Source organism: Methylobacterium sp. UNC300MFChir4.1, assembly GCF_900110155.1.
Lineage (GTDB): Bacteria > Pseudomonadota > Alphaproteobacteria > Rhizobiales > Beijerinckiaceae > Methylobacterium.
This window is the reverse complement of the sequence record NZ_FOCS01000005.1, coordinates 86,784-109,014: the sequence shown is the minus strand read 5'-3', so window position 1 is coordinate 109,014 and position 22,231 is coordinate 86,784. Positions and strand designations below refer to the sequence as shown.

The window sequence follows — 22,231 nt, the reverse complement described above, 5'->3', positions numbered from 1 at the left end:
GGCGATGAAGAGCTGGTTCGCCATCCTGGTCCGCCGCCGCTTCCTCGTGCTGATGATCGCGCTGGCCGCGGCGGCGGGCGGAGCCGCTAACCTCGAAGGTCTCTCGATCGACGCGGTGCCGGACATCTCGCCGAAGCAGGTGATGATCCTCACCCTCTCGCCGGGGCTCGGTCCCCTGGAGGTCGAGCGGCTCGTCACCTTTCCGGTCGAGAACGCGATGGCCGGCGCGCCAGGGCTCTCCAACGTCCGCTCGACGTCCCGGGCCGGCGTCTCGGCGGTCTACGTCACCTTCGACGAATCCGTGTCGGTCACAGCGGCGCGGGCGGAGGTATTCCAGCGCCTGCCCCAGGCCAAGAGCCTGATGCCCGCCGGAGTCGGCGATCCGCAGATGGGTCCGATGGCGACCGGGCTCGGCGAGATCTACCAGTTCGAGCTGCGCGGGCCCGCCTACACGCCGATGCAGCTCAAGCGCATCCTGCAATGGACCATCGCGCCGAAGCTGAAGCTCACCCCCGGAATCGCCGACGTGAACATCTACGGCGGCCAGATGCCGACCGAGGAGGTCCGCGTCTCGGCGGACGCGCTGCGCCGCTACGGCGTGACGCTGGCCCAGGTCTACACGGCGCTCGCCGAGAACAACGCCGCCCGGGGCGGCGCCTACATCGAGCACAACGACCAGCAGGAGACGATCCGCGGCCTCGGCCTCGCCAAGGGCCCGGAGGACATCGCGAACATCGTCGTCGCGACGGGCCCCGGCGGCGTGCCGGTGACGCTCGGCACGCTGGGCACGGTGCAGGAGGCCTCCAAGGTCCGGCTCGGCGCCGTCACCCACGACGCGGAAGGCGAGACCGTCGTCGGCATCGCGATGATGCGCTACGGCGAGAATGCCAGCGCCGTGGTCGCGGAGGTGAAGAAGACGATCGCCGCCCTGCGCCAGCAACTGCCGCCGGGGGTCGAGATCGTCCCGTTCTACGACCGCAGCGCGCTGGTGGACCGCACCATCCGCACGGTGGAGCACAACCTCCTCGAGGGGGCGGTGCTGGTGATCGTGGTGTTGCTCCTGCTGCTCGGCAACCTGCGCGCAGGGCTGATCGTCGCCGCCGCGATCCCGCTCTCGATGCTGATGGCGTTTGCCGGGATGCGGCTGCTCGGCCTGTCGGGCAACCTGATGAGCCTCGGGGCGATCGATTTCGGGCTGATCGTCGACGGCGCGGTGGTGATGATCGAGAACGTGCTCCGCGCCCGGGGCGAGCACCCGGACCGCCCGGCCCACGACGTGATCCGCGACGCCGCCGCCGAGGTGGCCCGCCCGGTGATCTTCGCGGTGGCGATCATCATCATCGTGTACGTCCCGATCCTCGCGCTGGAAGGCGTGGCCGGCAAGATGTTCGCCCCGATGGCGCTCACGGTGATCCTGGCGCTCGCCTCGTCGCTCGTCGTCACCCTGATCCTGATGCCGGCGCTCGCGGCGCTCTTTCTCGCCGGGCGCGGTGTCAATGAGCGCGAGACGCGCCTCGTCCACGCGGTGCGGGGTGTCTACACGCCGGTGCTGCGCTGGGCCGAGCGGCACGCGTTCGCCACCGTGCTCACGACGGTCGCCCTGTTCGCCGGCTCCTGCGCGATGGCCACGCGGCTCTGGGGCGAGTTCCTGCCGAAGCTGTCGGAGGGCTCGATCGTCATCACCTCCGAGAAGCTGCCCGGCATCGCGCTGAACGCCTCGCTCGCCACCGTGACCCGCATCGAGCGGGTGCTGAAATCCTTCCCCGAGGTGAAGCGGATCGTCTCCCTCACCGGCAGCGCCGAGATCCCGACCGACCCGATGGGCGTCGAATCGACCGACAGCTTCATCACCCTGACCGACCCCTCGACCTGGAGGACCGCCGACAGCCAGGAAGGGCTCGTCGCGGCCTTCGACAAGCGCCTCCGGGAGGAGGTGCCGGGCGTCGCCTACAGCTTCTCGCAGCCGATCCAGATGCGGATGGACGACCTCTTGGAGGGCGTGCGCGGCGACGTCGCGATCAACGTCTACGGCGACGACCTGAGGGTCCTGAAGGACACGGCCGATTCCATCGTGCGGGTGGTCTCAGGCATTCAGGGCGCGGCGGACGTGAAGGCCGAGGCGCAGGCCGGGATGCCGGCGCTCTCGATCCGGGTCGACCGGGTCATGGCCGCCCGCTACGGGATCAACGTCTCGGACGTGCTCGACGTGGTCGAGAGCATCGGCGGGCGCACCGCCGGCATGGTCTACGGCGACGACAATTCCATCACCGACATCGTGGTCCGGCTCGACCCGGCCGACCGCAGCGACATCGAGCGCATCCGCGCCCTGCCGGTGGGGCGGCCGCGCAAGGAGACCGGTCCCGCCATGACGGTGCCGCTCGCGATGGTGGCCTCGGTGGAGGTCACCTCCGGCCCGGCCCAGATCAGCCGCGAGCGGCTGCAGCGGCGGATCTCGATCCAGGCCAACGTCCGCGGCCGCGACGTGCAGAGCTTCGTGGACGCCGCGCAGAAGGCCGTGTCCGATCAGGTGAAGCTGCCGCCCCGCTACGCGCTGCAATGGAGCGGCCAGTACCAGAACCTGCAGGAGGCTACCGCCCGCCTCTCGGTGGTGGTGCCGGCGGCGCTGGCGGGGATCCTCGTCCTCCTCGTCGTGATGTTCGGCGACATCCGCCGCGCCGGGCTGATCTTCCTCAACGTGCCGATGGCCGCGACGGGGGGCATCCTTGCCCTCTCTGTGCGCGACATGCCGTTCTCGATCTCGGCGGCGATCGGCTTCATCGCGACCTTCGGCATCGCGATCCTGAACGGCGTGGTGCTGACGAGCACCATCCGCGACCTCGAAGCTTCCGGCCTCGACCCGCGGGAGGCGGCCACCCGGGCGGCCGAGAGGCGCCTGCGCCCGGTGATGATGACGGCCCTTGTCGCAGCGCTCGGCTTCCTGCCGATGGCGCTCTCGACCAGCGCGGGTGCGGAAGTGCAGCGCCCGCTCGCCACGGTGGTGATCGGCGGCCTGATCACCGCGACGCTGCTGACGCTCGTCGTTCTTCCCGCCGTCTATCCGGTGATCGCGACGATGCGCCTGCCCTTCGGCAGGGTGAGCAAGCGACGGCATACGAAGCCCCGCCAGCGGATGCAGCAGGGGACCGGTCGATGAGCGCACTCACGGCGACGGCTGCGTTCGCCGGGGGGCGAGAGTACCGACGTTGCTCGCGACATAAACTGCTCGAGTTCACGAGTTCGCCGCGTTGAACTGCTTCGAACAGGGAATCTCAGGTACAGTCGCCGCCGACTTCGATGCCTACCGACCGTGCGCGGCCGGTCGCAGATGACCGCTTTGGGCGAAAGCTTGGCCGCGATCCGGGCGGCCGGCATGGGTCGCCAGCGGAACGTCCGCATATGCCCCCATCTTCATAGCCTCGGTTCGGGTGTCTCCTTGACCTGACCGGTATTTTGGACCGAGCCGATTGCGAGGCTACTGCATGCCGGCGGCCACGGGGAGCCGGAAGGCCAGATCTGGGAAGCTGACAGGCGCAGGTGGCCGATAGCCAATCGACGAATGCGGTCGGACGCGGTTGTAGGTAGATTGCCATCGACCAATCACGATCTGCGCCTCCTTCAGCGAGTAGAAGATCTCTTGGTGTAGGCACTCGTCGCGCAGCCTACCGTCGAAGCTCTCACAGTACCCGTTCTCCCACGGCGAGCCGGGTGCGATGTACTGAATCTGTGGCCCCGTCTTGGCGACCCACTGGCGCAGCGCCTTCGAGATCATCTCGGGGCCGTTATCGCAGCGGATGTGCTCCGGGATGCCGTGCAGGCACATCGCATCGGCCAGCGTCTCGATCACACCTACGCTGTTGATGCGTCGGGCCACCTTCAGCGCCAGGCATGTCCGACTGTGCTCGTCGATCAGCGTCAGGATGCGCAAGCTGCGCCCGTCATGTGTCTGCGCCTGCACGAAGTCGAAGCTCCACACATGGTTGCGGCGGAGCGGCCGCAGTCGCACGCATGAGCCGTCGGTCAGCCAGATACGGCTGCGCGGCCGGTGCTCCTGGGGGACCTTCAGCCCCTCGCGAGGCCAGATGCCCTCATCCTGAGGTTCTCGAAGGATGAACCCGATCGTTGCCCACCGGCCAGCCGTTTGCCTGCAGCAGCGCGGTGAAACGGCGGTATCTGTCGCGCCCGTACTCGGACGCCAGGGCCATGATGGCGCGGGTCAGCGCATCCGCGTCGGCCGGCAGTGTGGGCACGTAGCGTGGTCACGTAGCGTGGGCACGTAGGGCTGCGTGCCCCGGTGCAGGCCGACGATCCGGCAGGCGTGACGTTCGCAAGAGGCCGTACTTCTCCCGGATGCCATCGACCGCCTGCCGGCGTCGCTCGAGGGCTACAAGTTTCCCGAGGCGACGTCCGCCAGTACCGGCTTTTCCAAAGACAGGTCCGCCACGAGCCGCCGTAACCGAGCGTTCTCGCGCTCCAACTGCTTCATTTTCCTGGCCTGGTCGACTTGGAGGCCGCCGTACTCCTTGCGCCAGCGGTCGTAGCTCTGCTCAGAGATCTCCGCCTCCTCGCACGCCAGCGCCAAGCTTTTGCCTTGTGCCGTCTGCACCTCGATCTGGCGCAGCTTCAGCACGACCTGCTCCCCGCTCGTCTTCCGACCTCGCCGCATGTCCGACGCCTTCGGTCCTGGCTGATCCTCTCAATCAGCCCGGTCCGAAGCCAGCCGGTCAGGTCACGAGACACCACTCATACTCGATGTGAGAAGATACTGGCTGACGCGCTCGGCGAGCATCTCGCGCTCGCCTATCAGCGTACCATCGGCAGTCGCGAGCCAAAACTCGCCGAGGTCGGCCTCTGACCAACTTGGCTACGCCGGCCCGGCCGATCGCGCGGAGCAGTACTCGGCGTTCTTCTGGGGCAAGATCGAGCCGGTCATCGGGATGCGACTCGCCCTCTCACGCTGACTGTCGGTGGGCGGATCTGAACTCCCAATCTCTATAGTCATGTGTCCGGCAGCGAGCATGACCGCTGCCGCATGGGTCCTCGCCCCGGCTGCGCTATCAGAATGACTCTCGAAGAAATCGGCCTTGGTGATGATAGCGAGCAACGAGTTCGCCCTCGCGCGCGCGTGGGCACATCGTCCATCTACATCCGGTACAAGCCGTTTCGAAATGTGGGGCGCAACGTGGGCCCGCTACTGCAACCCCGTCAGAAGACTCAGTTAAATCAACGATTAAATTCAAGTACGTGGCGGAGAGGGGGGGATTCGAACCCCCGATGCCCTTGCAGGCATGCCGCATTTCGAGTGCGGTGCATTCAACCGCTCTGCCACCTCTCCGCAAGGTGCCTCGATGAGACGGGCGGTGCGTAGCACGCGTGGTCCCGCTTCACAAGCGAGACGTCGCGCGGCGGCGCCGGATCAGACCACCACCGTGATCGCCTGCGCCGCGCGGGTCAGGCCGGTGTAGAGCCAGCGCGCCCGGTGCTCGCGGAACGCGTAGGATTCGTCGAACAGCGTGACCCTATCCCACTGCGACCCTTGAGCCTTGTGCACCGTCAGCGCGTAGCCGTAGGTGAACTCGTCCGTCTCGCGCCGCAGGAACAGCGGGATCTCCTCGTCCGTGCCGGAGATCATCGCGCGCAGCACCTTGATGTCGGTGGGCTTCCGGCGGAGCGCCGGGTCGTCCTCCGGCACCACGTCGAGGCGGATCAGGTCCGGACGCGGCGGCGCGCGCAGGGCCTGCACGGTCCAGGTCGAGCCGTTGAGCAGGCCCTTCACCCGGTCGTTGCGCAGGCAGACCAGCTTCTCGCCGATCGCCGGCATCGGGTCCGTGTGGCCGGCGAGCTCCCGCAGCCGTGCATTGTAGAGGCGGCGGGTCTTGTTCAAGCCGACCAGCACCTGATCGCACTCGAGCACCTCGGCCGGATCCAGGGCGCGGCGCGACACGATCCGGCTCTGCCCGTAGCTGCCGAGCTCCAGCCGGCCGCCCTCGCGCACGGTCATGGCCATGCGGACGATCGGGTCGTCCTTGGCCTGCCGGTGCACCTCGGTGAGCATCACGTCGGGCTCGGCCTCGGTGAAGAAGCCGCCGCCGCGCACCGGCGGCAGCTGCGCCGGGTCGCCCAGGACGAGGACCGGCCGCTCGAAGGACAGGAGATCGTTGCCGAGGTCGGAATCGACCATCGAGCACTCGTCGATGATGATCAGGTCCGCCTTGGCGGCCGGGCCCGAGCGGTTCAGCGTGAAGGTCGGCCCGCCCTCCTCCGCCTCCTTGGTGCGGTAGATCAGCGAGTGGATCGTGGCGGCGTCGTAGCAGCCCTTCTGGCGCATCACCGAGGCCGCCTTGCCGGTGAAGGCCCCGTAGACCACCGTGCCGTCGACATCCTCGGCGATCCGGCGGGCGAGCGTCGTCTTGCCGGTGCCGGCATAGCCGAACAGCCGGAACACCTGCGATCCCCCGTCCCGCCGCCACGCGGCGATCGCCTTCAGCGCCGCGTCCTGCTGCGGCGCGTAGGCGGCCGGCAGACCCGCACTCACGGCCAGCGCACGGTCGGCGGCATCGAGGAGAGGATGGAGGCGACGTTGCCGCCCGTCTTCAGGCCGAAGATCGTGCCCCGGTCGTAGAGCAGGTTGAACTCCACGTAGCGGCCCCGCCGCACCTGCTGCTCGTGGCGGTCCGCCTCGGTCCAGGGCGTGCCGAGATTGTCGCGCACGATCTTCGGGTAGGCCTCCAGGAAGGCCCGGCCCACGTCGCGGGTGTAGGCGAGGTCGGCCTGCGGCGTCCCGCTCCAGAGGTAATCGTAGAAGATCCCGCCGATGCCGCGCGGCTCGTTCCGGTGCTTGAGGTGGAAATACTCGTCGCACCACGCCTTGTAGCGGGCGTGGTCGATGCCGTGCGCCGCGCAGGCCCGCGCCAGGCAGGCGTGGAAGTGGCGGCTGTCCGGATCGTCCTGCGTGCGGCGCCGGTCGAGCACCGGCGTCAGGTCAGCCCCGCCCCCGAACCACGCCCGCGTCGTCGCGACGAACCGGGTGTTCATGTGCACCGTCGGCACGTTCGGGTTCCACGGATGGGCGATCAGCGAGATGCCGGTGGCGAAGAAGCGCGGATCCTCGGCGGCGCCGGGCATCTGGGCGCGGAATTCCGGCGCGAACTCGCCGTGCACCGTCGAGATGTGCACGCCGGCCTTCTCGAAGACGCGGCCCCGCAGCATCGCCATGACGCCGCCGCCGCCCGGCCGCCCGGTATGGTCGGTCCGGTTCCACGGGGTCTTCTCGAACGTCCCGGGGCCCTCGGGCGCGTCGGGGTGGAACGGGCCCGCCGCCTCCGCCTCGAGGGTCTCCAGAGCGGCGACGATCCGGTCGCGCAGCGTCTCGAACCACGCCGCGGCCTCGGACTTCATGGCCGTCACGTCGGCCTCGGAGGGAGGCGCAGCCAGGGCTGCGCGCGCGTCGTCCGGCATCGTCATGACACAGGCTTTTCCACCCTGCCGGGCGCACGTCAATGCGGTCGCGGCCCCGCACGGGCGCGCAGGGCTCCCGCGCAGGGCTCCCGCGCCGGTGTCCCGACCGGCGACAACGCCCCTACGCGGCCCCTACGCGGCCCCTACGCGGCCCCTACGCGGGCGCCGGCCGCTCGCCGACGGGCTTGAGCAGCCCCGTGGCGGTCGCCACCAGCTCCCCGGCCTCGTCGCGGATCTCGGCCTCGCAGAAGATCACCGACCGCCCCGCCCGGGTGACCCGTCCCTCGGCGGTCAGGACGCCGCGGCCGGGGGCGAGGAAGCGGGTCTGCATGTCGAGGGTCACCACCGGGCGCCCCGCCCGCAGCCGCGCCGCCGTCCCCAGGGCGACGTCGAGCAGGGTGCAGAGCGCGCCGCCATGGGCGATGCCGAGGTTGTTGGCGTGCTCCGGCCGCAGGGCGAGGCGCAGCCGCGTCCGGCCCGCGCGCACGTCGAGCGCCTCGATCCCGCAGTGATCCACGAACGGGATGATGGCGCCGAAGACGGTGCCCGTCTCCGAGCGCTGATCCACTTGCTGATCCACTTGGTGATCCCCTTGCCGGTCCACTTGCTGGTCCACGCCGATCGCCCCGGATCCTGCCCCGCCCGGATCCTTATCGCCCGGCCGCCTCCGAGGCCATGACCGGTCCGCGGCAGATCACGTGACAGTCCGGCCGAAACGTTCGTCCCGCCCCGAAGGCTCACGGGACATCGCGGCGGGCCGCCGCGTGAAGTTCTGCGCCTCTCATCAGACCGGAGACGGATCTTCGCAGAGGAAGCCCGCGGCGAGATCGCGGCGGAAGGCATAACCGGCGCCCGTCCGCGTCGCCCGGTCTCGTCCAACTTCGGCTCCGGGGTGTCGGTTTGCTCGACGGTCGATTTCAGCTCGACCCACGGTTTGAATAATATGCGTGTTCATGGCGGGGGCATTGTGTAGGGAAATGCTCGACGACGACTTGATTTTGCTGCACAGACGTTAGAACCGTCTCACGACGGTCGGATAGAGGGAATCATCGATGGACGACAACGCCACTGAGCAGCAGCAGACCTTTATCGAGCAGGCGTCCGACATCGTCTCGGCGTATGTCTCGAACAATTCCGTGCCGATCAGCGAATTGCCCGGTCTGCTCGCCGGCGTTCACGCCGCGCTGACGAAGCTGTCCGCCCCCGCGGCGACGGTCACCGAGGCGGCCGACAAGCCGACGCCGGCCCAGATCCGCAAGTCGGTGACGCCGGACGCCCTGATCTCGTTCATCGACGGCAAGCCGTACAAGACGCTCAAGCGGCACCTGTCGCGCAACGGCCTGACGATCGAGCAGTATCGCGAGCGCTTCGGGCTGCCGCGCGACTATCCGTCGACGGCCGCGAGCTACTCGGCCCAGCGCTCGGAACTCGCCCGCAGCCTCGGCCTCGGCCAGCAGCGCCGCAAGTCCGCCGCCCCGGCGCCCGAGCCCGAGCCCGTCGCGGAAGTGGCCGAGAAGCCGAAGCGCGCCAGCCGCACCCGCAAGGCCAAGGAGACGGCCTGAGCCCGGCCTGAGCCCGGCAACGCCCGGGCTCGTGGTTACCGGCCGGCGCGCGACCCGCGCGCCGGTCCGTTACGCGAAATCGGCGAGGTCGTCGGCCACGTCGCCCGCGGCGATCTCCGTCTCGGCCTTGTGCCGCTCGACCGCCTCGGCCTCCAACCCGATCTCCGGCCCGACCTCTGCCTCGGTCATGCCGGGCCGCGGGCCCGGCCCCTCGGGCGCCGGCGCTGTCTCCGGCCGCGCCTGGCCGGCCTCCCCTTCGGAGGCTCGATCCGTCACCCGCCCCGCCATGCTGCGCGCTCCCCGATCCGCCGACGGGAGAGCAAAGCGCGGACGGCCCGGCGCGTTCCGCGCGCGCCGCATCACGACGGCGCCGCGCGCGACGGAGCCGATCACGCGGTGATCGCGATCTGCGGGATGGCGCCGCGTTTGAGCCTCAGGAGCGCGACGCGCCGTGTCGAGAGGCGTCGCCACGCGTTGAACCGCCGGACATGCATGCGCCGGACATGCCGATCGGGAGCGGGATTTGGGCAATCGCTACGGGCTGGAGATCCGCGCCGCCGCGGGGCCGGACGCCGCGGGTCTCGCGGCGCTGCTCAGCGAGGCGGGGGTCGCGGTCGGCGCCGCGGACCTCGCGGCCCGGCTCGAGGCCCTGCAGCGGAACGGCGGCATCGCCCTCGTCGCCGTAGAATGGGGGCCGCCGAGCGGCCTCATCGCCGTCGCCCCCGTGCGGACGCTGGACGCGCCGCGGCCCTTCGGCCTGATCACCGGCCTCGCGGTCGCCGCCGAGTCGCGCCGCCGGGGCATCGGTCGGGTCCTGCTGAAGGCGGCCGGCCGGGCGGCGCGGCAGGCGGGCTGCGACCGGCTGCTCCTGGCCGCGGGGCCGGACCAGGCCGCCCTGCGCGCCTTCTGCGCCGCCGCCGGCTTCGCCGACGAAGGGACCGTGCTCGCGCGTCCGCTGCTGAAGCGGGGCACCGGAGACGGCTGAGATCCGCGACATCCTGGCCGAAGCCGGCGGGGCTCACCGGGCGTTACCCCCGGAGAGTGGAGCCCCCCGATGACGCTGCGATCCGAGACCCCGCCGCCGCCCGCGAACCTGCCCTGCGATCCGCCGCCGGATTCCGAGGCACCGACCGCCGCGCAGCTCAAGGGCGACATCGACAGCGGCCGCACCGCCGACAAGACCCCGCACATGGATATCGGCGCGGCCCCGCTCGGGACCTGCGAGGAGGCCGGCGGGACGCCGCCGACGCCCCGGGAGGTCCGGATCGCCCGGCAGAACGAGCGGGCGCCCTCGGAGCGGGCGGCCAAGGGTTACCCACACCAGCGGCAGCCCTGGGTCCTGCCGCTCTACGCCGGCATCATCGTCGCGGCCGCCGTGGGGCTCGGCCTCGTGCTCTGGCTGACGCGCTGACTGCCGCACTGACGGATGCGCTGACGGTCCGGCCGGGGTGGGACCGCGCCGGTTCCATCCTGGCGCAGGACGGCACGGTCGCCGCGAAGGCGGTTTAAAGGTCGATTCACGTCGATGCGGTTAGCGTGACCTTACTGCAGTCTTGCGTAACCGATCCTCCATGCCCCCTTCCGTCGATGCTCCGCCGGACCTGTCCGGGCTCCTCGAACTGTCACGCATCGAGAATCTCGATCTCAAGCCGGTGATCCTCCGGGTTCAGACGGACCTGTTCGTCCGGGCCGCGGCCCGGGACCGGACCGAGATCGAGATCTTCGAGTCCCTGGCCTGCGGCCTGATCCCGACGGTGGACGAGGAGACGGCCCGGGTCGTGGCCCGCAAGCTGGCCCCCTGCCCCGAGACGCCGCCCGCGGTGCTGGAGGCGCTCGCCCTGCGCGGCGGCGGCGCCCGCGACGCGGTGGTGGAGCTGGCCCCGACCCTGAGCCACCGCCTGATCGAGGCGGCCCTGGCCGAGGGGTCGGACATCGCCGCCCGCATCGCCGCCCGGGCCGGGCTGAGCCGGGAGGCGGTGGACGAACTCTCCCGCGAGGGCCGCCCCGAGATCGACCGCGCGCTGGCGGCCAATCTCGGCCACACCCTGCGGGGCGCGGCCCTGTCGCGGCTCGTGGACCGCGGCCGCACCGCCCCCGACCTCGCCCGGCTGCTGCTGGTCCGGCCCGACGTTTCGGCCGCCGACCTCGTGCCCCTGTACCTGCACGCCGACCCGATGCGCCGCACGGTGATCGGCCGGGCCGTCGAGGCGACCGCCGCCCTGCGCCCCTGCCCGCCGCCGCCCCGCGGCCTCGGCGAGACCCTGACCGGCCTGTCCGCCGCCCGCGACGTTCCCGCCTTCATGGCGGCGCTGGCCGACGGGCTCGGCCTGCCCCGCGATTTCCTGACCGTGGTCGCCGACGCGGGCACCCGCTACGACCTCCTGACCCTCGGCCTGCGGGCCGCCGGCCTGCACGAGGAGGAGGCGGTCTACATCTTCCTGACCCTCAACCAGGGGGTGGCGCGCTCGGCCGAGCGCGTCGCCGATCTCGTCCGGCTGTTCCGCACTGTGAGCCGTCCGGCCTCGCGGGACCTGATCGCCGCGATCCTCGACCGGCCGCTCGCCGAGCGCGGTCGGAGCGAGGCCCACCAGCCGGCACACGGCCCGGAGGCCAAGCTGCGCCAGGGCGCCGAGCGCGTCGCCGCGCAGCGGCCGCCCCTGCCGGCGCGGGCCCGGACGGCGAGCGGCGGGGAGCCGGGCTGACCGGCCGGCCGTCAGCGCGGGCCGGTCCGGGGATCGCTCTGCGGATCACTCTCCGGATCGGCGCCCCGCCAAGCGGGCTGCCGGTCCGTCTCCTGCAGGGTGTCGTTCGAGGGCGCCTCCGCGGCGCGGCGGCTCAGCTCCGCCATCAGGCCGCGGGCCAGCACGGCGCGGACCGCCCGCTCCCGGGTCTCGGGCGGAACCGCCTCCAGGGCGGCCGGCACGACCGCCTGGGCGCTCGGGACCGCCGCGGCGAGCCTGCGGGCCTCCGCGGCCGGGTCCGCTCCGGTGCGAAGCATGGCGAAGTAGGAGAGCACGCTGATCACCAGCGCGGCGCGCAGCAGGACGGTCATGGAACGGTTTCTCCGCTCGAGATCGCGCGAAGCATTCGACGGATTTCGTGAACCGGGCCTCTACCGACCCGAGCTTTCCCGCACGATGGTGAATGAAGCTTGTTCGCGATCGGCTGGTTACCTCGCGGAAAGCATCCCGACCATTCGGACAAGTCCCGCAACACTCGTTTAAGCCGGCTCTGCGACCGTCCGGTAGTCGTTCGAAGTCGAACCGGAGGCGCGACGGATGCGGGAACGCAGCCAGCGCGACGCGTGCCAACCTTGACCATCAAGACCGTCCTGACGTCGCTGATCGATGACCGGCTCGCGGGCCTCGTCCACGAATCCGTGGCCGACAACCCGGCCGCCCGCGCACGCCACCAGCGCTTCCTGGTGTCGCGGCTGGCGACCGGCGCCGTGATGATGGCCGGGCTGCCGCCCTACCTGCTGTGGCGCGGGGTGCCGTCGGGCTTCGAGGTCCTGGCGATCGCGAGCCTGCTGCTGCCGGTCTTCGCCGCCGTCCTCCTCACCCGTACCGGATCCCTCTGGGTCGCCCACGCGGTCTCATCGGCGGGCCTGACCGGCCTCGTCGTCGCCCTGGCGGGCGTCACCGGCGGCGTCACCTCGCCCGCCGCGGTCTGGCTCGTGGCGATCCCCCTGGAGGCGCTGGTCTCCGGCTCGCTCCGCGCGACGATCGCGGCCGCCGCGATGGCGGTCCTCGGCGTCCTGACCGTGGTGGCCCTCGGCGCCTGGGCCGGCTCCCTGCCGGTCATGGACATCTCGGCCGCGATCGCCCTGCCGGCCTTCGCGATCACGGCGATCGGCCACGTCGCCGCCCAGGCCCTGGAGCACATGCGCAACGAGGGCGTCTGGCGCGAGCGGCTGCGCGACAACGAGGCCCGCGACCGGCTGCTGCTCTCCGCGATCGACGACCTCGTGACCTGGCACGACCGCAACGGCCGCGTGCTGGAGGCCTCGGTCTCGGCCGTCCGGCTCCTAGGCAGCGCCCCGGCCCGCCTGCGCGGCCACGGCCTGCTGGAGCGCGTCCACGTCGCCGACCGCCCGGCCTTCCTCAAGGCGGTGAGCGACGTCGCCGCGACCGGTCGGCCCGCGACCCTGCCCCTGCGCCTGCACGTCGAGCCCGAGACCGGCCGCGCCGACGGCGCGAGCCTGATCTACGCCGAGATGCGCGCCCACCGGATCGAGCACGGCGCGCACGACGCCGCCACGGCGGTCGTGGCGGTCACCCGCGACATGACCGAGCACCACCGGCACGCCGTCGAGCTGGAGCGCGCCCGCGCCGAGGCCGAGCGGGCCGACGCGATCAAGGGCCGGTTCCTGGCCAACGTCACCCACGAGCTGCGCACGCCGCTCAACGCGATCATCGGCTTCTCCGAGGTCCTCGCCGGCGAAGGCGCCGTCAGCCTCGGACCGGTCCAGGCGCGGGAATATGCCGGCATCATCGGCGCCTCCGGCCACCACCTGCTCGGCGTCGTCAACACGCTGCTCGACATGAGCCGGATCCAGAGCGGCAACTTCGACTGCGCCCCCGAGGCGTTCGACATCGCGGACCTGCTCCGGGCCTGCTGCGACATGATGCGCCTGAAGGCCGACGCCGCCGGCGTCGTCGTCACCGCCGCCCCGTCGGGACCGGTGGAGATCACGGCCGATCCCGCCGCCTGCCGGCAGGTGCTGATCAACCTCATCTCGAACGCCGTGAAGTTCACCCCGGCGGGCGGCCGCATCGACCTGTCCCTGCGGCGCGGCGCCGACACCCTGGACATCGTCGTGGCCGATACGGGCGTCGGCATCGGCGCGGACGACCTGCCCAAGCTCGGCACCCCGTTCTTCCAGGCCGGGAGCGGCGGCTACAAGCGCCAGCACGAGGGCACCGGCCTCGGCCTGTCGGTGGTCCAGGGCCTCGTCGGCCTCCACGGCGGCTCCCTGCTGATCGAGAGCGCCCCCCAGGCCGGGACGGTGGTGACCGTCACCTTGCCCCTCGTCTGCCAGGCCCCCGCGGCCGCCCACGGCCCGGCCCCGATCCGCACGGCCGTGCGCGGCGCCCCGGCGCCCCGCCGCGTGGTGCGCCTGCCGCTCGGCCTGTTCGACGCGGAGCCGGGCCTCGCCGCGGCCCCGGCCGACCCGGTCCTGCGCCGCACCGGCTGACCCGAAGATCCCCGGAAGGAGACATGATGTCAGGCTACCGCGAGATCACCGTACCGGGCGAACCCGGCCGCGCGCGCCGCGCCGCGCCGCGCCACCCCGCGGTCCAGGGCGACTGGCGCGCCGTCCTCGTCGGCGCGCTGAAGGCGACGGGCGCCACCTGCCGGACCAGCCCGGGCGCCGTTCTCGGCAGCCTCGTCGCCCTCGGCGCGGCGGGCTTCGTCTGCGTCAACGCCCTCGGCTACCAGACCGGGCGCCACCCGGCGCCGATCCTGCCGAAGCTCGCCCAGAAGGCGCCCGCCCCCCGCGAGGCGGCGCCGGCCGCCAGGGAGGCCCTCCGGGAACCCGCGCGGGATCCGGTGCGGGTCATCGAGGCCGACCGCGCCGCCGCGCCGGTCCCCGCCAAGCCGGCGGCCCGGGACGCGATCGGCGAGCTGATCCGGTCCGAGGAGACCACCGCCTCGGTCACCCCGAAGGCGTCGCCGGTTCGGCCGGCCGCCAAGCCGGCCGCGAAGGAGACGGACGCCAAGGCGGCAAAGTCCGAGAAGGACGGCGATCCGGTGCTGCGCGCCCAGAAGGCGCTGTCGAAGCTCGGCTACGCGGTGAAGCCCGACGGCGCGATGGGCCCCGGCACGCGCGCGGCGATCGAGAAGTTCGAGCGCGGCGCCAAGCTGCCGGTGACTGGAGAGGCGACGGGCCGGACCCTGCGCGAGCTGATGGCGCGGGCGGGCCACGGCTAGCGGGACGGAAGCGGCGCCCGCTCCGCGGAAGCGGTGCGGGTGCCGGTCGTCGTGAGAGCGCGTCCCTCAGTACTGCGTGCCGGTGAACCGGCAGATCGTCTTGCAGCGCGGGCCGCCATTGGCCTGCCAGGACTTCGCGTGGCCGATCGATCCGGTCATGTCCTGCGTGGGATTACCGCCGGGCCGGTGCACGACGATGTTGCAGGCATCACTCGGCGTCCGCTGGTAGCGCGGGCAGGACGCGGAGTCGCGGTGGCCCAGTAAATCCATGAGCGTCTCCGGACGGGCGTGGGCCGACGGCACAGCAAAGCACAGGCAGGCGACGATCAGCGTCGCGAGCGAGGTCATTCTCCGCATCGGATTGCTCCTCAAATCATCGTGGCATGCGAATTCGGGCGCCCTTTGCTCAGTTAGGCAGCAGAAAATACTATAGATGTGCGCTGCCGCACATCGTTCAATTCTTTTTTAATCCCGAGAAATACTGGATTTTTTGACGGATTATTCGCCGCGCTGAGCCGTTTGCTCTGGACGTGCGGCGTCGCGCATCCGCGCTTGCCCGTGCCGGCGCTTTCGCGCATGGCGGGGCTTGCGCCGCTCACAACCGGCCGGGTTTCAGGGGCCGACCGCCGCGCCGGATCGCCCGCCCGCGGCGCGGGCCGCGCGATTCACAGGGCTACAGACGCATGCGCCTGCGCTCCGATTTCTGGGTCTCGGCCCATCTGCGGCGTCTGGACGTCGCGGGCATCCCGGCGGTGCTGCGCCGGCGCGGATCCGCGGAGGCGGGCGCGATCTTCGTGAAGGTCGATCGGCTCGACGGCAGCGCCGACCTCTACGGACCGGCGCCGCAAGCGCTGTTCGAGGCCGAGGAGAGCGGCGACCGCCGCTTCGCCGCGATCGTCACCGGCGGCAGCCCGCTCGACGTGGAGGAGCGCCTGACCAAGGAGATCCGGTTCGATTCCGATCTCTGGATCGTCGAGATCGACGACCGCCAGGGGCGGCATTTTCTGGATCTGGCGGAGTGATACCGTTTCCGGTTGGAGACCTCGCCACCGTCTTTGCGAGCGCAGCGACGCAATCCAGCGGCGCCACGCCGACCGATGGCGCGCCGCCCCGGGTCACTTCGCTCCGCTCGTGATGACGGAGCGAAGCGAGGGCAGCGCCCGTCAGCCCTCGATGATGCGCTCGTCGAGCTTGCGGTCGACGGTCTCGACGGTGCGGTCGATCTCGGCGTTCGGCTCGCCGAGCTGGTGCGAGATGAGCTTCACCAGCAGGTCGACCCGCTCGATGTAGGGCGCGCCGTTCGCCACGGCCCGCGCGGCCGAGGACGGCTTCAGCAGGCTCTCGGCGGCCTTGGCGTACTTCTCGAACGGCACCTGATCGGCCGGGTCGGCGCCGAGCTTCCGGGCGATACCGTCGACGTGGTCGTAGATCGCCCGCGAGCGCGCCAGGTCGCCGTGGACGGCGTCGTGGATGGATTGCGGCTCGCCCGGGGTGATGCAGCGGTAATTGCCGGTGAGCAGCATCGACCACTTGGCCAGCGGCACGAACAGCGAGTCGAACACCTTGAGCTTCACCGGCACGTCGTGCCCGTCGAGGCGCACGGCGTCGATGTCGGCCTCCAGCTCCCGGAGCAGCCGGTTATGGGCCTCGTCCGCGAAGGTCGCGGCCTTGAAGTTCGTCGGCAGGCCGACGTGGAGGACGTTCGCCTCCTCCTCCGGCGGCCGGAAGGCCTGCGGATCGGGGGAGCAGAGCGACACCAGACCCGGCTCGAACCGGTCCCACACGCCGGCATTGGTGTAGGCGTCCTCGAGGTCCATGGCGGCGAGCGCCGGGATCCGCTTGAGGTAGGGCAGCGGCGGCATGTTCATGATCGACAGGCACGGCAGCTTCGCCGCCGCGATCTTGATCATGAGGACGCGGATCGTGTGGTTGTTGTACTGCGGCTCCTGCATGGCGAGGCCGACGAGGTCGTAGCGCGACACGTCGACGTCCTCCGGCGGCATCGCGTCGACCTTGCCGGGCAGATCGCGCGAGTGAATCGCGCGGTGCTCCTTCTCGTCGCGCAGCTTGATGCGGACCTCGGTCCCCTCGCGGTTGATCAGGTCCGCGGTCTTCCGCCGGCACACCAGGGTCACGTTGTGACCGGCCATCAGGAGCTTGGTGCCCAGGAGCGAGCCGTAGGAGGCCCCCAGGATCAGGATGTTCTTGGCCACGTCGGTCCTCCCCAGCATTGAGACTTGCTGTGTGTTGTCTGGCTGCTGGGAACAGCGCGTCCACGCCACGGCCCCAAGCGCACGTGCGATGGATGGCAGCCGGGCGAGCGGAAGGCAAGTCTTCTGGTATACCTAATCCCAAACCCTTTGTGAGGCCCTGCCGGTGACAGGCGGGGCGATCCCTATCCTCCGCACCCGGGATCTCCACAGGGTGGCGCCTCCGGGACATCGCGCGGGACCCTCTCGGGACCGCGGACGACGACCGGCCCGCCGCGGGCCCTAGCCCCAGAGGTCCGGCGTCGGCGGGTGCATCAGGCTGCCCTCGTAGCGCAGCGGCGGGTCACGGTCTCGGGCCAGCAGCAGCGGCCCGTCGAGGTCGACGAACTCCGCGTCGTTGGCGAGCAGGGCCGCCGGCGCCATGCCCAGCGAGGTGCCGAGCATGCACCCGACCATGATCGAGAGCCCCCGGGCCCGCGCCTCGCGGGCGAGGAGCACCGCCTCGGTCAGGCCGCCGGTCTTGTCGAGCTTGATGTTGATCGCGTCGTAGCGCCCGGCCAGCGCGTCGAGGCCGGCGCGGTCGTGGAGGCTCTCGTCGGCGCAGACCGGCACCGGGTGGGGGATCTCGGCGAGCAGGGCGTCGGCGTCGGCCGGCAGCGGCTGCTCGATCAGCGCGACGCCCGCCCGCAGGCAGGCCGCGAGGTTGGCCTCGACGTTCTCGGGCCGCCACGCCTCGTTGGCGTCGACGATCAGCCGGGATTCCGGCGCGCCGGCCCGCACCGCGGCGATGCGCTCCGGATCGCCGTCCCCGCCGAGCTTGACCTTGAGCAGCGGCCGGTGGGCGGCCTTGCGGGCGGCCTCCGCCATGCTCTCCGGCGTGCCGAGGCTCAGCGTGTAGGCGGTGATGGCCGGCCGGGGCTCGGCGAGACCCGCGATCTCCCAGGCGGGACGGCCCTGCCGCTTCGCCTCGAGGTCGAACAGCGCGCAGTCGAGGGCGTTGCGCGCGGCGCCCGCCTTCATGCGGGTCATGAGCGCGTCCCGCCCGATCCCGGCCGCGATCGCCTCCGCCTGGCCTTCGATCAGGGCACTGACGCTCTCGACGCTCTCCCCGTAGCGCGGATAGGGCACGCACTCGCCGCGCCCGACCGCGTCGCCGTCCGCGATCGTCGCCACTACGACGGCGATCTCGGTGCGGCTGCCGCGGGAGATCGTGAAGGCGCCGGCGATCGGGAAGCGCTCGACGGCGAGGGTCAGGCGGCGGGCCATGTCGTAGGGTCTCCGGTTCAGGCCTGCGGTCGATGCAGCCCGCTCCGTCATCACGGGCGGAGCGAAGTGACCCAGGGCAGCGAGCGGCCGGTTGGCATGGCGCTGCTGGATCGCTTCGCTCGGCTCACGGGGACGGCGTGAGAGCCGGCACAGGGAAGCGGTATCAGATCGCCGGGAAGTCGGCGACGATCCGGTCGACCAGCCCGTCGACGCCGAAGCGCACCGGGTCGGTGGCGGGCAGGCCGTGCTCGGAGCCGAGCGCGTCGAGGAGCGCCCGGGCCTCGCCCTCGGCGAGCGCCTGGGTGTTCACCGCGATGCCGACCGGCTTGATCCCCGGATTGGTCAGGCTGCCGAGCTGAACGGTGAGGTCGATCACCTGCCGGATGGTCGGAAGCGGGTGCTTCACGCCGCGCATGTTGGTGCGGGTCGGCTCGTGGCAGACCACGAAGGCGTCGGCCTGCGCGCCGTGCAGCAGGCCGAGGCTCACGCCCGCGAAGGAGGGGTGGTAGAGCGAGCCCTGGCCCTCGATCAGGTCCCAGTGGTTCGGCTCGGCCTCGGGCGCGATCGTCTCGACGGCGCCGGAGATGAAGTCGGCCACGACGGCGTCGATGGCGACGCCCCGGCCGGAGATGAACACGCCGGTCTGGCCCGTGGCGCGGAAATCGGCGTCGAGGCCGCGCTCGCGCATGCCGCGCTCCAGGGCCAGCACGGTGTACTTCTTGCCGACCGAGCAGTCGGTGCCGACGGTGAGCAGGCGCCGCCCGGCCCGCTTGGTGCCCTTGCCGGTGGGGAAGCGCTCGTCGGTGTGGCGGACGTCGTGGAGCTGGCGGCCGCGGCGGGCGGCGGCCTCCGCGATGGCCGGGACCGCGCCGAGCTTCACGTGCAGGCCGCTCGCCACGTCGAGCCCGGCCTCGATCGCCGCGACGATCTCCTTGACCCAGTGGTCCGGCAGGACGCCGCCGGCGTTGACGACGCCGATCACCAGGGTCCGGCAGCCCTTCGCCAGGCCCTCGGGCAGGGTCATGTCGGGGATGCCGAGATCGGCGGCGCAGCCCGGCAGGCGCATCTGGCCGACGCACCATTCGGGGCGCCAGTCCTTGATCCCGTAGGCGGTCTTGGCCGCCAGCGTGTCGGGCACGTCGCCCAGGAACATCAGGTAGGGCGTGGCGATCTGCATCGGTCGAGCAACCTTCTCCGGGAGGCCGGCGGACCGTCTATGCGGGATCGCGGGCGGCGTGCGCAATGCATGGGGCTGGCCAAGGCGGTCGATGCGGCCGCCCCACGGAGCATACCGGCTCTGCACGCCGTCATCGCGAGCGCAGCGAAGCGACCCAGGGCAGCGCGACGTCCTTGAGCGGGGCGCGACCCAGGCTTGCTTCGCTCCGCTCGCGAAGACGGTTCGTCGCCTCAGATCGGCGGAGCGCCGAAGCCCCGTTCAGGCGGCGCGTCGTCGCGCCACCCCCGCCTCGTTGGCCACCGCGCCCACCGGCGCCGGCACGCCGGTCGCCCGGACCATCCCCTCGGCGCCCGCCAGCGCGCCCGCGCGCAGCTCGAGACCGAGGAAGCGCGCGCGCTCGAACGGCCCCGGCAGGGTCAGGCCCTCCGCGAGCGCCCGGTCGAAGCCGAAGCGCGCGTAGTAGGGCGCGTCGCCGACCAGCAGCACGGCGCCGTGACCGAGGGATTCGGCCCGGCCGAGGGCCGCCTGCATCATCACCGAGCCGAGCCTCTGGCCCTGGATCGCCGGATCGACGGCGAGCGGGCCGAGCAGCAGCGCCGGGCGGGCGAGCCCGGCCTCGACGTGCCACAGCCGCAGGGTGCCGACGAGCCGTCCCGCCCGGGTCGCCGCGAAGGCGAGGCCGCGGGCCGGCAGGCGGCCCTCGCGCAGGCGCTCCGAGGTCTTGGCGCGTCGATTGCCGGGAAAGCACGCGTCGAGCAGGCGCTCGCGCGCCGGGACGTCGTGGAGATGCTCCGCGCGGATCTCGATCATGGCTGTGCCCTCCCCGGGCCGGCGAGCGGGAGAAGCGATTGTCTGTGACCGAGAGCCGGACGCCCTCGGTCGACGCGGTGGTGGACGTCAGCGTCCAGCCGGGTCGCCCTCCCCGTCATCACGAGCGAAGCGACGTGACCCAGGGCAGCGAAACGTCGGAAGGCGTCGCGCGTCCCTGGATCGCTTCGCTCCGCTCGCGAGGACGGAGGAGCCTGCGTCCCTCAGCCGGAACCTGTCCTGATCCTAGGAAGGATCAGATGACAATCTGCTGAAGGGGCGGGAAGCCGTTGAAGGCCACCGCCGCGTAGGTCGTGGTGTAGGCGCCCGCCCCCTCGATCAGCACCTTGTCGCCGATCGAGAGCGAGACCGGCAGCGGGTAGAGCTGCCGCTCGTAGAGCACGTCCACCGAGTCGCAGGTCGGGCCGGCGATGACGCAGGGCTCGGTCGCCTCCCCGTCCCGCGCAGTGCGGATCGGGTAGCGGATCGCCTCGTCCATGGTCTCGGCGAGCCCCCCGAACTTGCCGATGTCGAGGTAGACCCATCGGACCTCGTCGGCCTCGGCGGACTTCTTCGACACGAGCACGACCTCGGCCTCGATCAGGCCGGCATTGCCGACCATGCCGCGGCCCGGCTCGATGATCGTCTCGGGGATCTGGTTGCCGAAATGCTTGGTCAGGCCCCGGAAGATCGCCTCGCCGTAGCTCTCCACGCCCGGCACCGCCTTGAGGTACTTGGTCGGGAAGCCGCCGCCGAGATTGACCATCGAGAGGCCGATGCCGCGCTCCGCGCACTCGCGGAAGATCGCCGCCGCGGAGCCGAGCGCCCCGTCCCAGGCCTCGGTGTTGCCCTGCTGAGAGCCGACGTGGAACGAGATGCCGTAGGCCTCGAGCCCCTGGCGGTGGGCGTGCTCCAGCACGTCCGCGGCCATCTCGGGCACGCAGCCGAACTTGCGGGAGAGCGGCCAGTCGGCGCCCGCGCCGTCGCACAGGATGCGGCAGAACACCCGCACCTCGCCCGCCGGCACGCCCAGCGCGTCGGCGGCGCGGGCGATCTTCTCGACCTCGGCCTGGCAATCGACCGCGAACAGGCGGATGCCGAGCTTGAGGGCGCGGCCGATGCAGCGCTCCTTCTTGATGGTGTTGCCGAAGGAGATCCGGTCGGCGGTGGCGCCGGCGGCCAGCACCATCTCCATCTCGGCGACGGAGGCGGTGTCGAAGCAGGAGCCCATCTCGGCGAGCAGGCGCAGCACCTCGGGCGCCGGGTTCGCCTTCACGGCGTAGAACACGCGGGTGTCCGGCAGGGAGCGCGCGAAGGCGGTGTAGTTGTCGCGCACGACGTCGAGGTCGAGGACCATCACGGGGCCCTCGTCCTGACCGAGGTCGCGGCGCACGCGCAGGTAGTCACGGATGCGGTCGGTCATGGTCGTCTCCCGGCACGGGTTCGCGAGCGCCCTACGCGGGGCGCGCTGTCGAAGATGACGGCCCGAACGGGCCGCCGGCGTCAGGGGGCGATGCGTCGCGCGGACCCACGCGCTTTGGAGACGCGTGCGTCGGAGCGGGCGCAGAGCACCCGGAAGCTGCCGTGGATTGGAAGGGAGGACCCCCACCGCACGCCGGGCAAAGAGAAACAAGCCTCTTCGGTGCCGGCCTGTGGAGGGCCGACGAGACCAAAAAAGCCCGTTCGTCGTTGCTTTAAGCTGCGTCCCCCGTGGAGAGCGGGGTTCGCCGGTTTCGCCTCCGGCTGCCGGTTGTTGTCGGGGTCCGGTGTTGCCACCTGGATGCCGGCCGTAGGGATCCACCCTTGCGACCATCGATCCT

General features: G+C 71.4%; 19 protein-coding genes, 1 tRNA gene and 1 pseudogene. 8 read left to right on the top strand and 13 right to left on the bottom strand.

Annotation, left to right across the window (positions count from 1 at the left end; all coding sequences use genetic code 11):
- Positions 1-4: 4 nt before the first annotated feature.
- Positions 5-3,154 (top strand): efflux RND transporter permease subunit, encoded by a 3,150-nt coding sequence (locus BMY19_RS09440; protein WP_100251529.1) that lies wholly within the window; start codon positions 5-7, stop codon positions 3,152-3,154.
- 318 nt (positions 3,155-3,472) lie between these two features.
- On the opposite strand, the pseudogene BMY19_RS09435 reads toward BMY19_RS09440, so the two are convergent.
- The 5 genes and pseudogenes from BMY19_RS09435 to BMY19_RS09415 all read right to left on the bottom strand — a co-directional run bounded on the left by BMY19_RS09435 (position 3,473) and on the right by BMY19_RS09415 (position 8,023).
- A pseudogene (locus BMY19_RS09435) lies at positions 3,473-4,663 on the bottom strand (IS3 family transposase).
- A gap of 579 nt (positions 4,664-5,242) precedes the next feature.
- A tRNA-Ser gene (locus BMY19_RS09430) sits at positions 5,243-5,332 on the bottom strand.
- An 81-nt stretch (positions 5,333-5,413) separates the two neighbouring features.
- Positions 5,414-6,532 (bottom strand): ATP-dependent DNA helicase, encoded by a 1,119-nt coding sequence (locus tag BMY19_RS09425; protein WP_012321591.1) that lies wholly within the window; start codon positions 6,530-6,532, stop codon positions 5,414-5,416.
- A complete protein-coding gene (hemF, locus tag BMY19_RS09420; protein WP_091675826.1) occupies positions 6,529-7,461 on the bottom strand; it encodes an oxygen-dependent coproporphyrinogen oxidase in 933 nt (310 codons plus the stop codon). Before hemF ends, BMY19_RS09425 begins: the two co-directional genes overlap by 4 nt.
- 148 nt (positions 7,462-7,609) lie before the next feature.
- Complete coding sequence (locus tag BMY19_RS09415; RefSeq protein WP_056526422.1) at positions 7,610-8,023, bottom strand: PaaI family thioesterase; 414 nt, start codon at positions 8,021-8,023, stop codon at positions 7,610-7,612.
- Between the two features lie 484 nt (positions 8,024-8,507).
- On the opposite strand from BMY19_RS09415, the gene BMY19_RS09410 reads away from it, so the two are divergent.
- Entirely contained in the window at positions 8,508-9,017 is a 510-nt protein-coding gene (locus BMY19_RS09410) for a Ros/MucR family transcriptional regulator (RefSeq protein ID WP_091928091.1), read from the top strand.
- A gap of 69 nt (positions 9,018-9,086) precedes the next feature.
- Here the strand turns inward: BMY19_RS09410 and BMY19_RS09405 are convergent, their stop codons facing one another.
- Positions 9,087-9,305, bottom strand: a complete 219-nt coding sequence (locus BMY19_RS09405; RefSeq protein ID WP_100251619.1) for a hypothetical protein — start codon at positions 9,303-9,305, stop codon at positions 9,087-9,089.
- A gap of 235 nt (positions 9,306-9,540) precedes the next feature.
- Here BMY19_RS09405 and BMY19_RS09400 point away from each other — a divergent pair, with 235 nt between their 5' ends.
- The 3 genes from BMY19_RS09400 to BMY19_RS09390 all read left to right on the top strand — a co-directional run bounded on the left by BMY19_RS09400 (position 9,541) and on the right by BMY19_RS09390 (position 11,719).
- Positions 9,541-10,002, top strand: coding sequence for a GNAT family N-acetyltransferase (locus tag BMY19_RS09400; protein ID WP_100251528.1), 462 nt, complete (start codon positions 9,541-9,543; stop codon positions 10,000-10,002).
- A gap of 69 nt (positions 10,003-10,071) precedes the next feature.
- Positions 10,072-10,428, top strand: coding sequence for a hypothetical protein (locus BMY19_RS09395; RefSeq protein ID WP_020091135.1), 357 nt, complete (start codon positions 10,072-10,074; stop codon positions 10,426-10,428).
- A 160-nt stretch (positions 10,429-10,588) separates the two neighbouring features.
- A complete protein-coding gene (locus BMY19_RS09390) occupies positions 10,589-11,719 on the top strand; it encodes a DUF2336 domain-containing protein (RefSeq protein ID WP_020091136.1) in 1,131 nt (376 codons plus the stop codon).
- Positions 11,720-11,730: 11 nt separating this feature from the next.
- On the opposite strand, the gene BMY19_RS09385 is transcribed toward BMY19_RS09390, so the two are convergent.
- Positions 11,731-12,069 (bottom strand): hypothetical protein, encoded by a 339-nt coding sequence (locus BMY19_RS09385; RefSeq protein ID WP_100251527.1) that lies wholly within the window; start codon positions 12,067-12,069, stop codon positions 11,731-11,733.
- A 252-nt stretch (positions 12,070-12,321) separates the two neighbouring features.
- On the opposite strand from BMY19_RS09385, the gene BMY19_RS09380 reads away from it, so the two are divergent.
- Together BMY19_RS09380 and BMY19_RS09375 are read left to right on the top strand one after the other, a co-directional pair.
- On the top strand, positions 12,322-14,214 hold the full coding sequence (locus BMY19_RS09380; protein ID WP_100251526.1) for a sensor histidine kinase: 1,893 nt from the start codon (positions 12,322-12,324) through the stop codon (positions 14,212-14,214).
- 23 nt (positions 14,215-14,237) lie between these two features.
- Positions 14,238-14,951: a peptidoglycan-binding domain-containing protein gene (locus tag BMY19_RS09375; protein ID WP_020091139.1), complete on the top strand. Its 714-nt coding sequence runs from the start codon at positions 14,238-14,240 to the stop codon at positions 14,949-14,951.
- 66 nt (positions 14,952-15,017) lie between these two features.
- Here BMY19_RS09375 and BMY19_RS09370 read toward each other — a convergent pair whose 3' ends face one another.
- Positions 15,018-15,308, bottom strand: coding sequence for a hypothetical protein (locus BMY19_RS09370; RefSeq protein ID WP_026604620.1), 291 nt, complete (start codon positions 15,306-15,308; stop codon positions 15,018-15,020).
- Positions 15,309-15,634: 326 nt separating this feature from the next.
- Here BMY19_RS09370 and BMY19_RS09365 point away from each other — a divergent pair, with 326 nt between their 5' ends.
- Positions 15,635-15,973: a DUF1491 family protein gene (locus BMY19_RS09365; protein WP_020091141.1), complete on the top strand. Its 339-nt coding sequence runs from the start codon at positions 15,635-15,637 to the stop codon at positions 15,971-15,973.
- A 141-nt stretch (positions 15,974-16,114) separates the two neighbouring features.
- On the opposite strand, the gene BMY19_RS09360 is transcribed toward BMY19_RS09365, so the two are convergent.
- The 5 genes from BMY19_RS09360 to BMY19_RS09340 all read right to left on the bottom strand — a co-directional run bounded on the left by BMY19_RS09360 (position 16,115) and on the right by BMY19_RS09340 (position 21,834).
- Positions 16,115-17,164, bottom strand: a complete 1,050-nt coding sequence (locus BMY19_RS09360) for a ketopantoate reductase family protein (protein ID WP_026604621.1) — start codon at positions 17,162-17,164, stop codon at positions 16,115-16,117.
- A 279-nt stretch (positions 17,165-17,443) separates the two neighbouring features.
- Entirely contained in the window at positions 17,444-18,427 is a 984-nt protein-coding gene (gene dgcA, locus BMY19_RS09355; protein WP_056526441.1) for an N-acetyl-D-Glu racemase DgcA, read from the bottom strand.
- A 163-nt stretch (positions 18,428-18,590) separates the two neighbouring features.
- A complete protein-coding gene (dgcN, locus tag BMY19_RS09350; protein WP_100251525.1) occupies positions 18,591-19,604 on the bottom strand; it encodes an N-acetyltransferase DgcN in 1,014 nt (337 codons plus the stop codon).
- 258 nt (positions 19,605-19,862) lie between these two features.
- Positions 19,863-20,414, bottom strand: coding sequence for a GNAT family N-acetyltransferase (locus tag BMY19_RS09345; protein ID WP_100251524.1), 552 nt, complete (start codon positions 20,412-20,414; stop codon positions 19,863-19,865).
- Positions 20,415-20,667: 253 nt separating this feature from the next.
- Positions 20,668-21,834: a type III PLP-dependent enzyme gene (locus tag BMY19_RS09340; RefSeq protein ID WP_100251523.1), complete on the bottom strand. Its 1,167-nt coding sequence runs from the start codon at positions 21,832-21,834 to the stop codon at positions 20,668-20,670.
- Between the last annotated feature and the right edge of the window lie 397 nt (positions 21,835-22,231).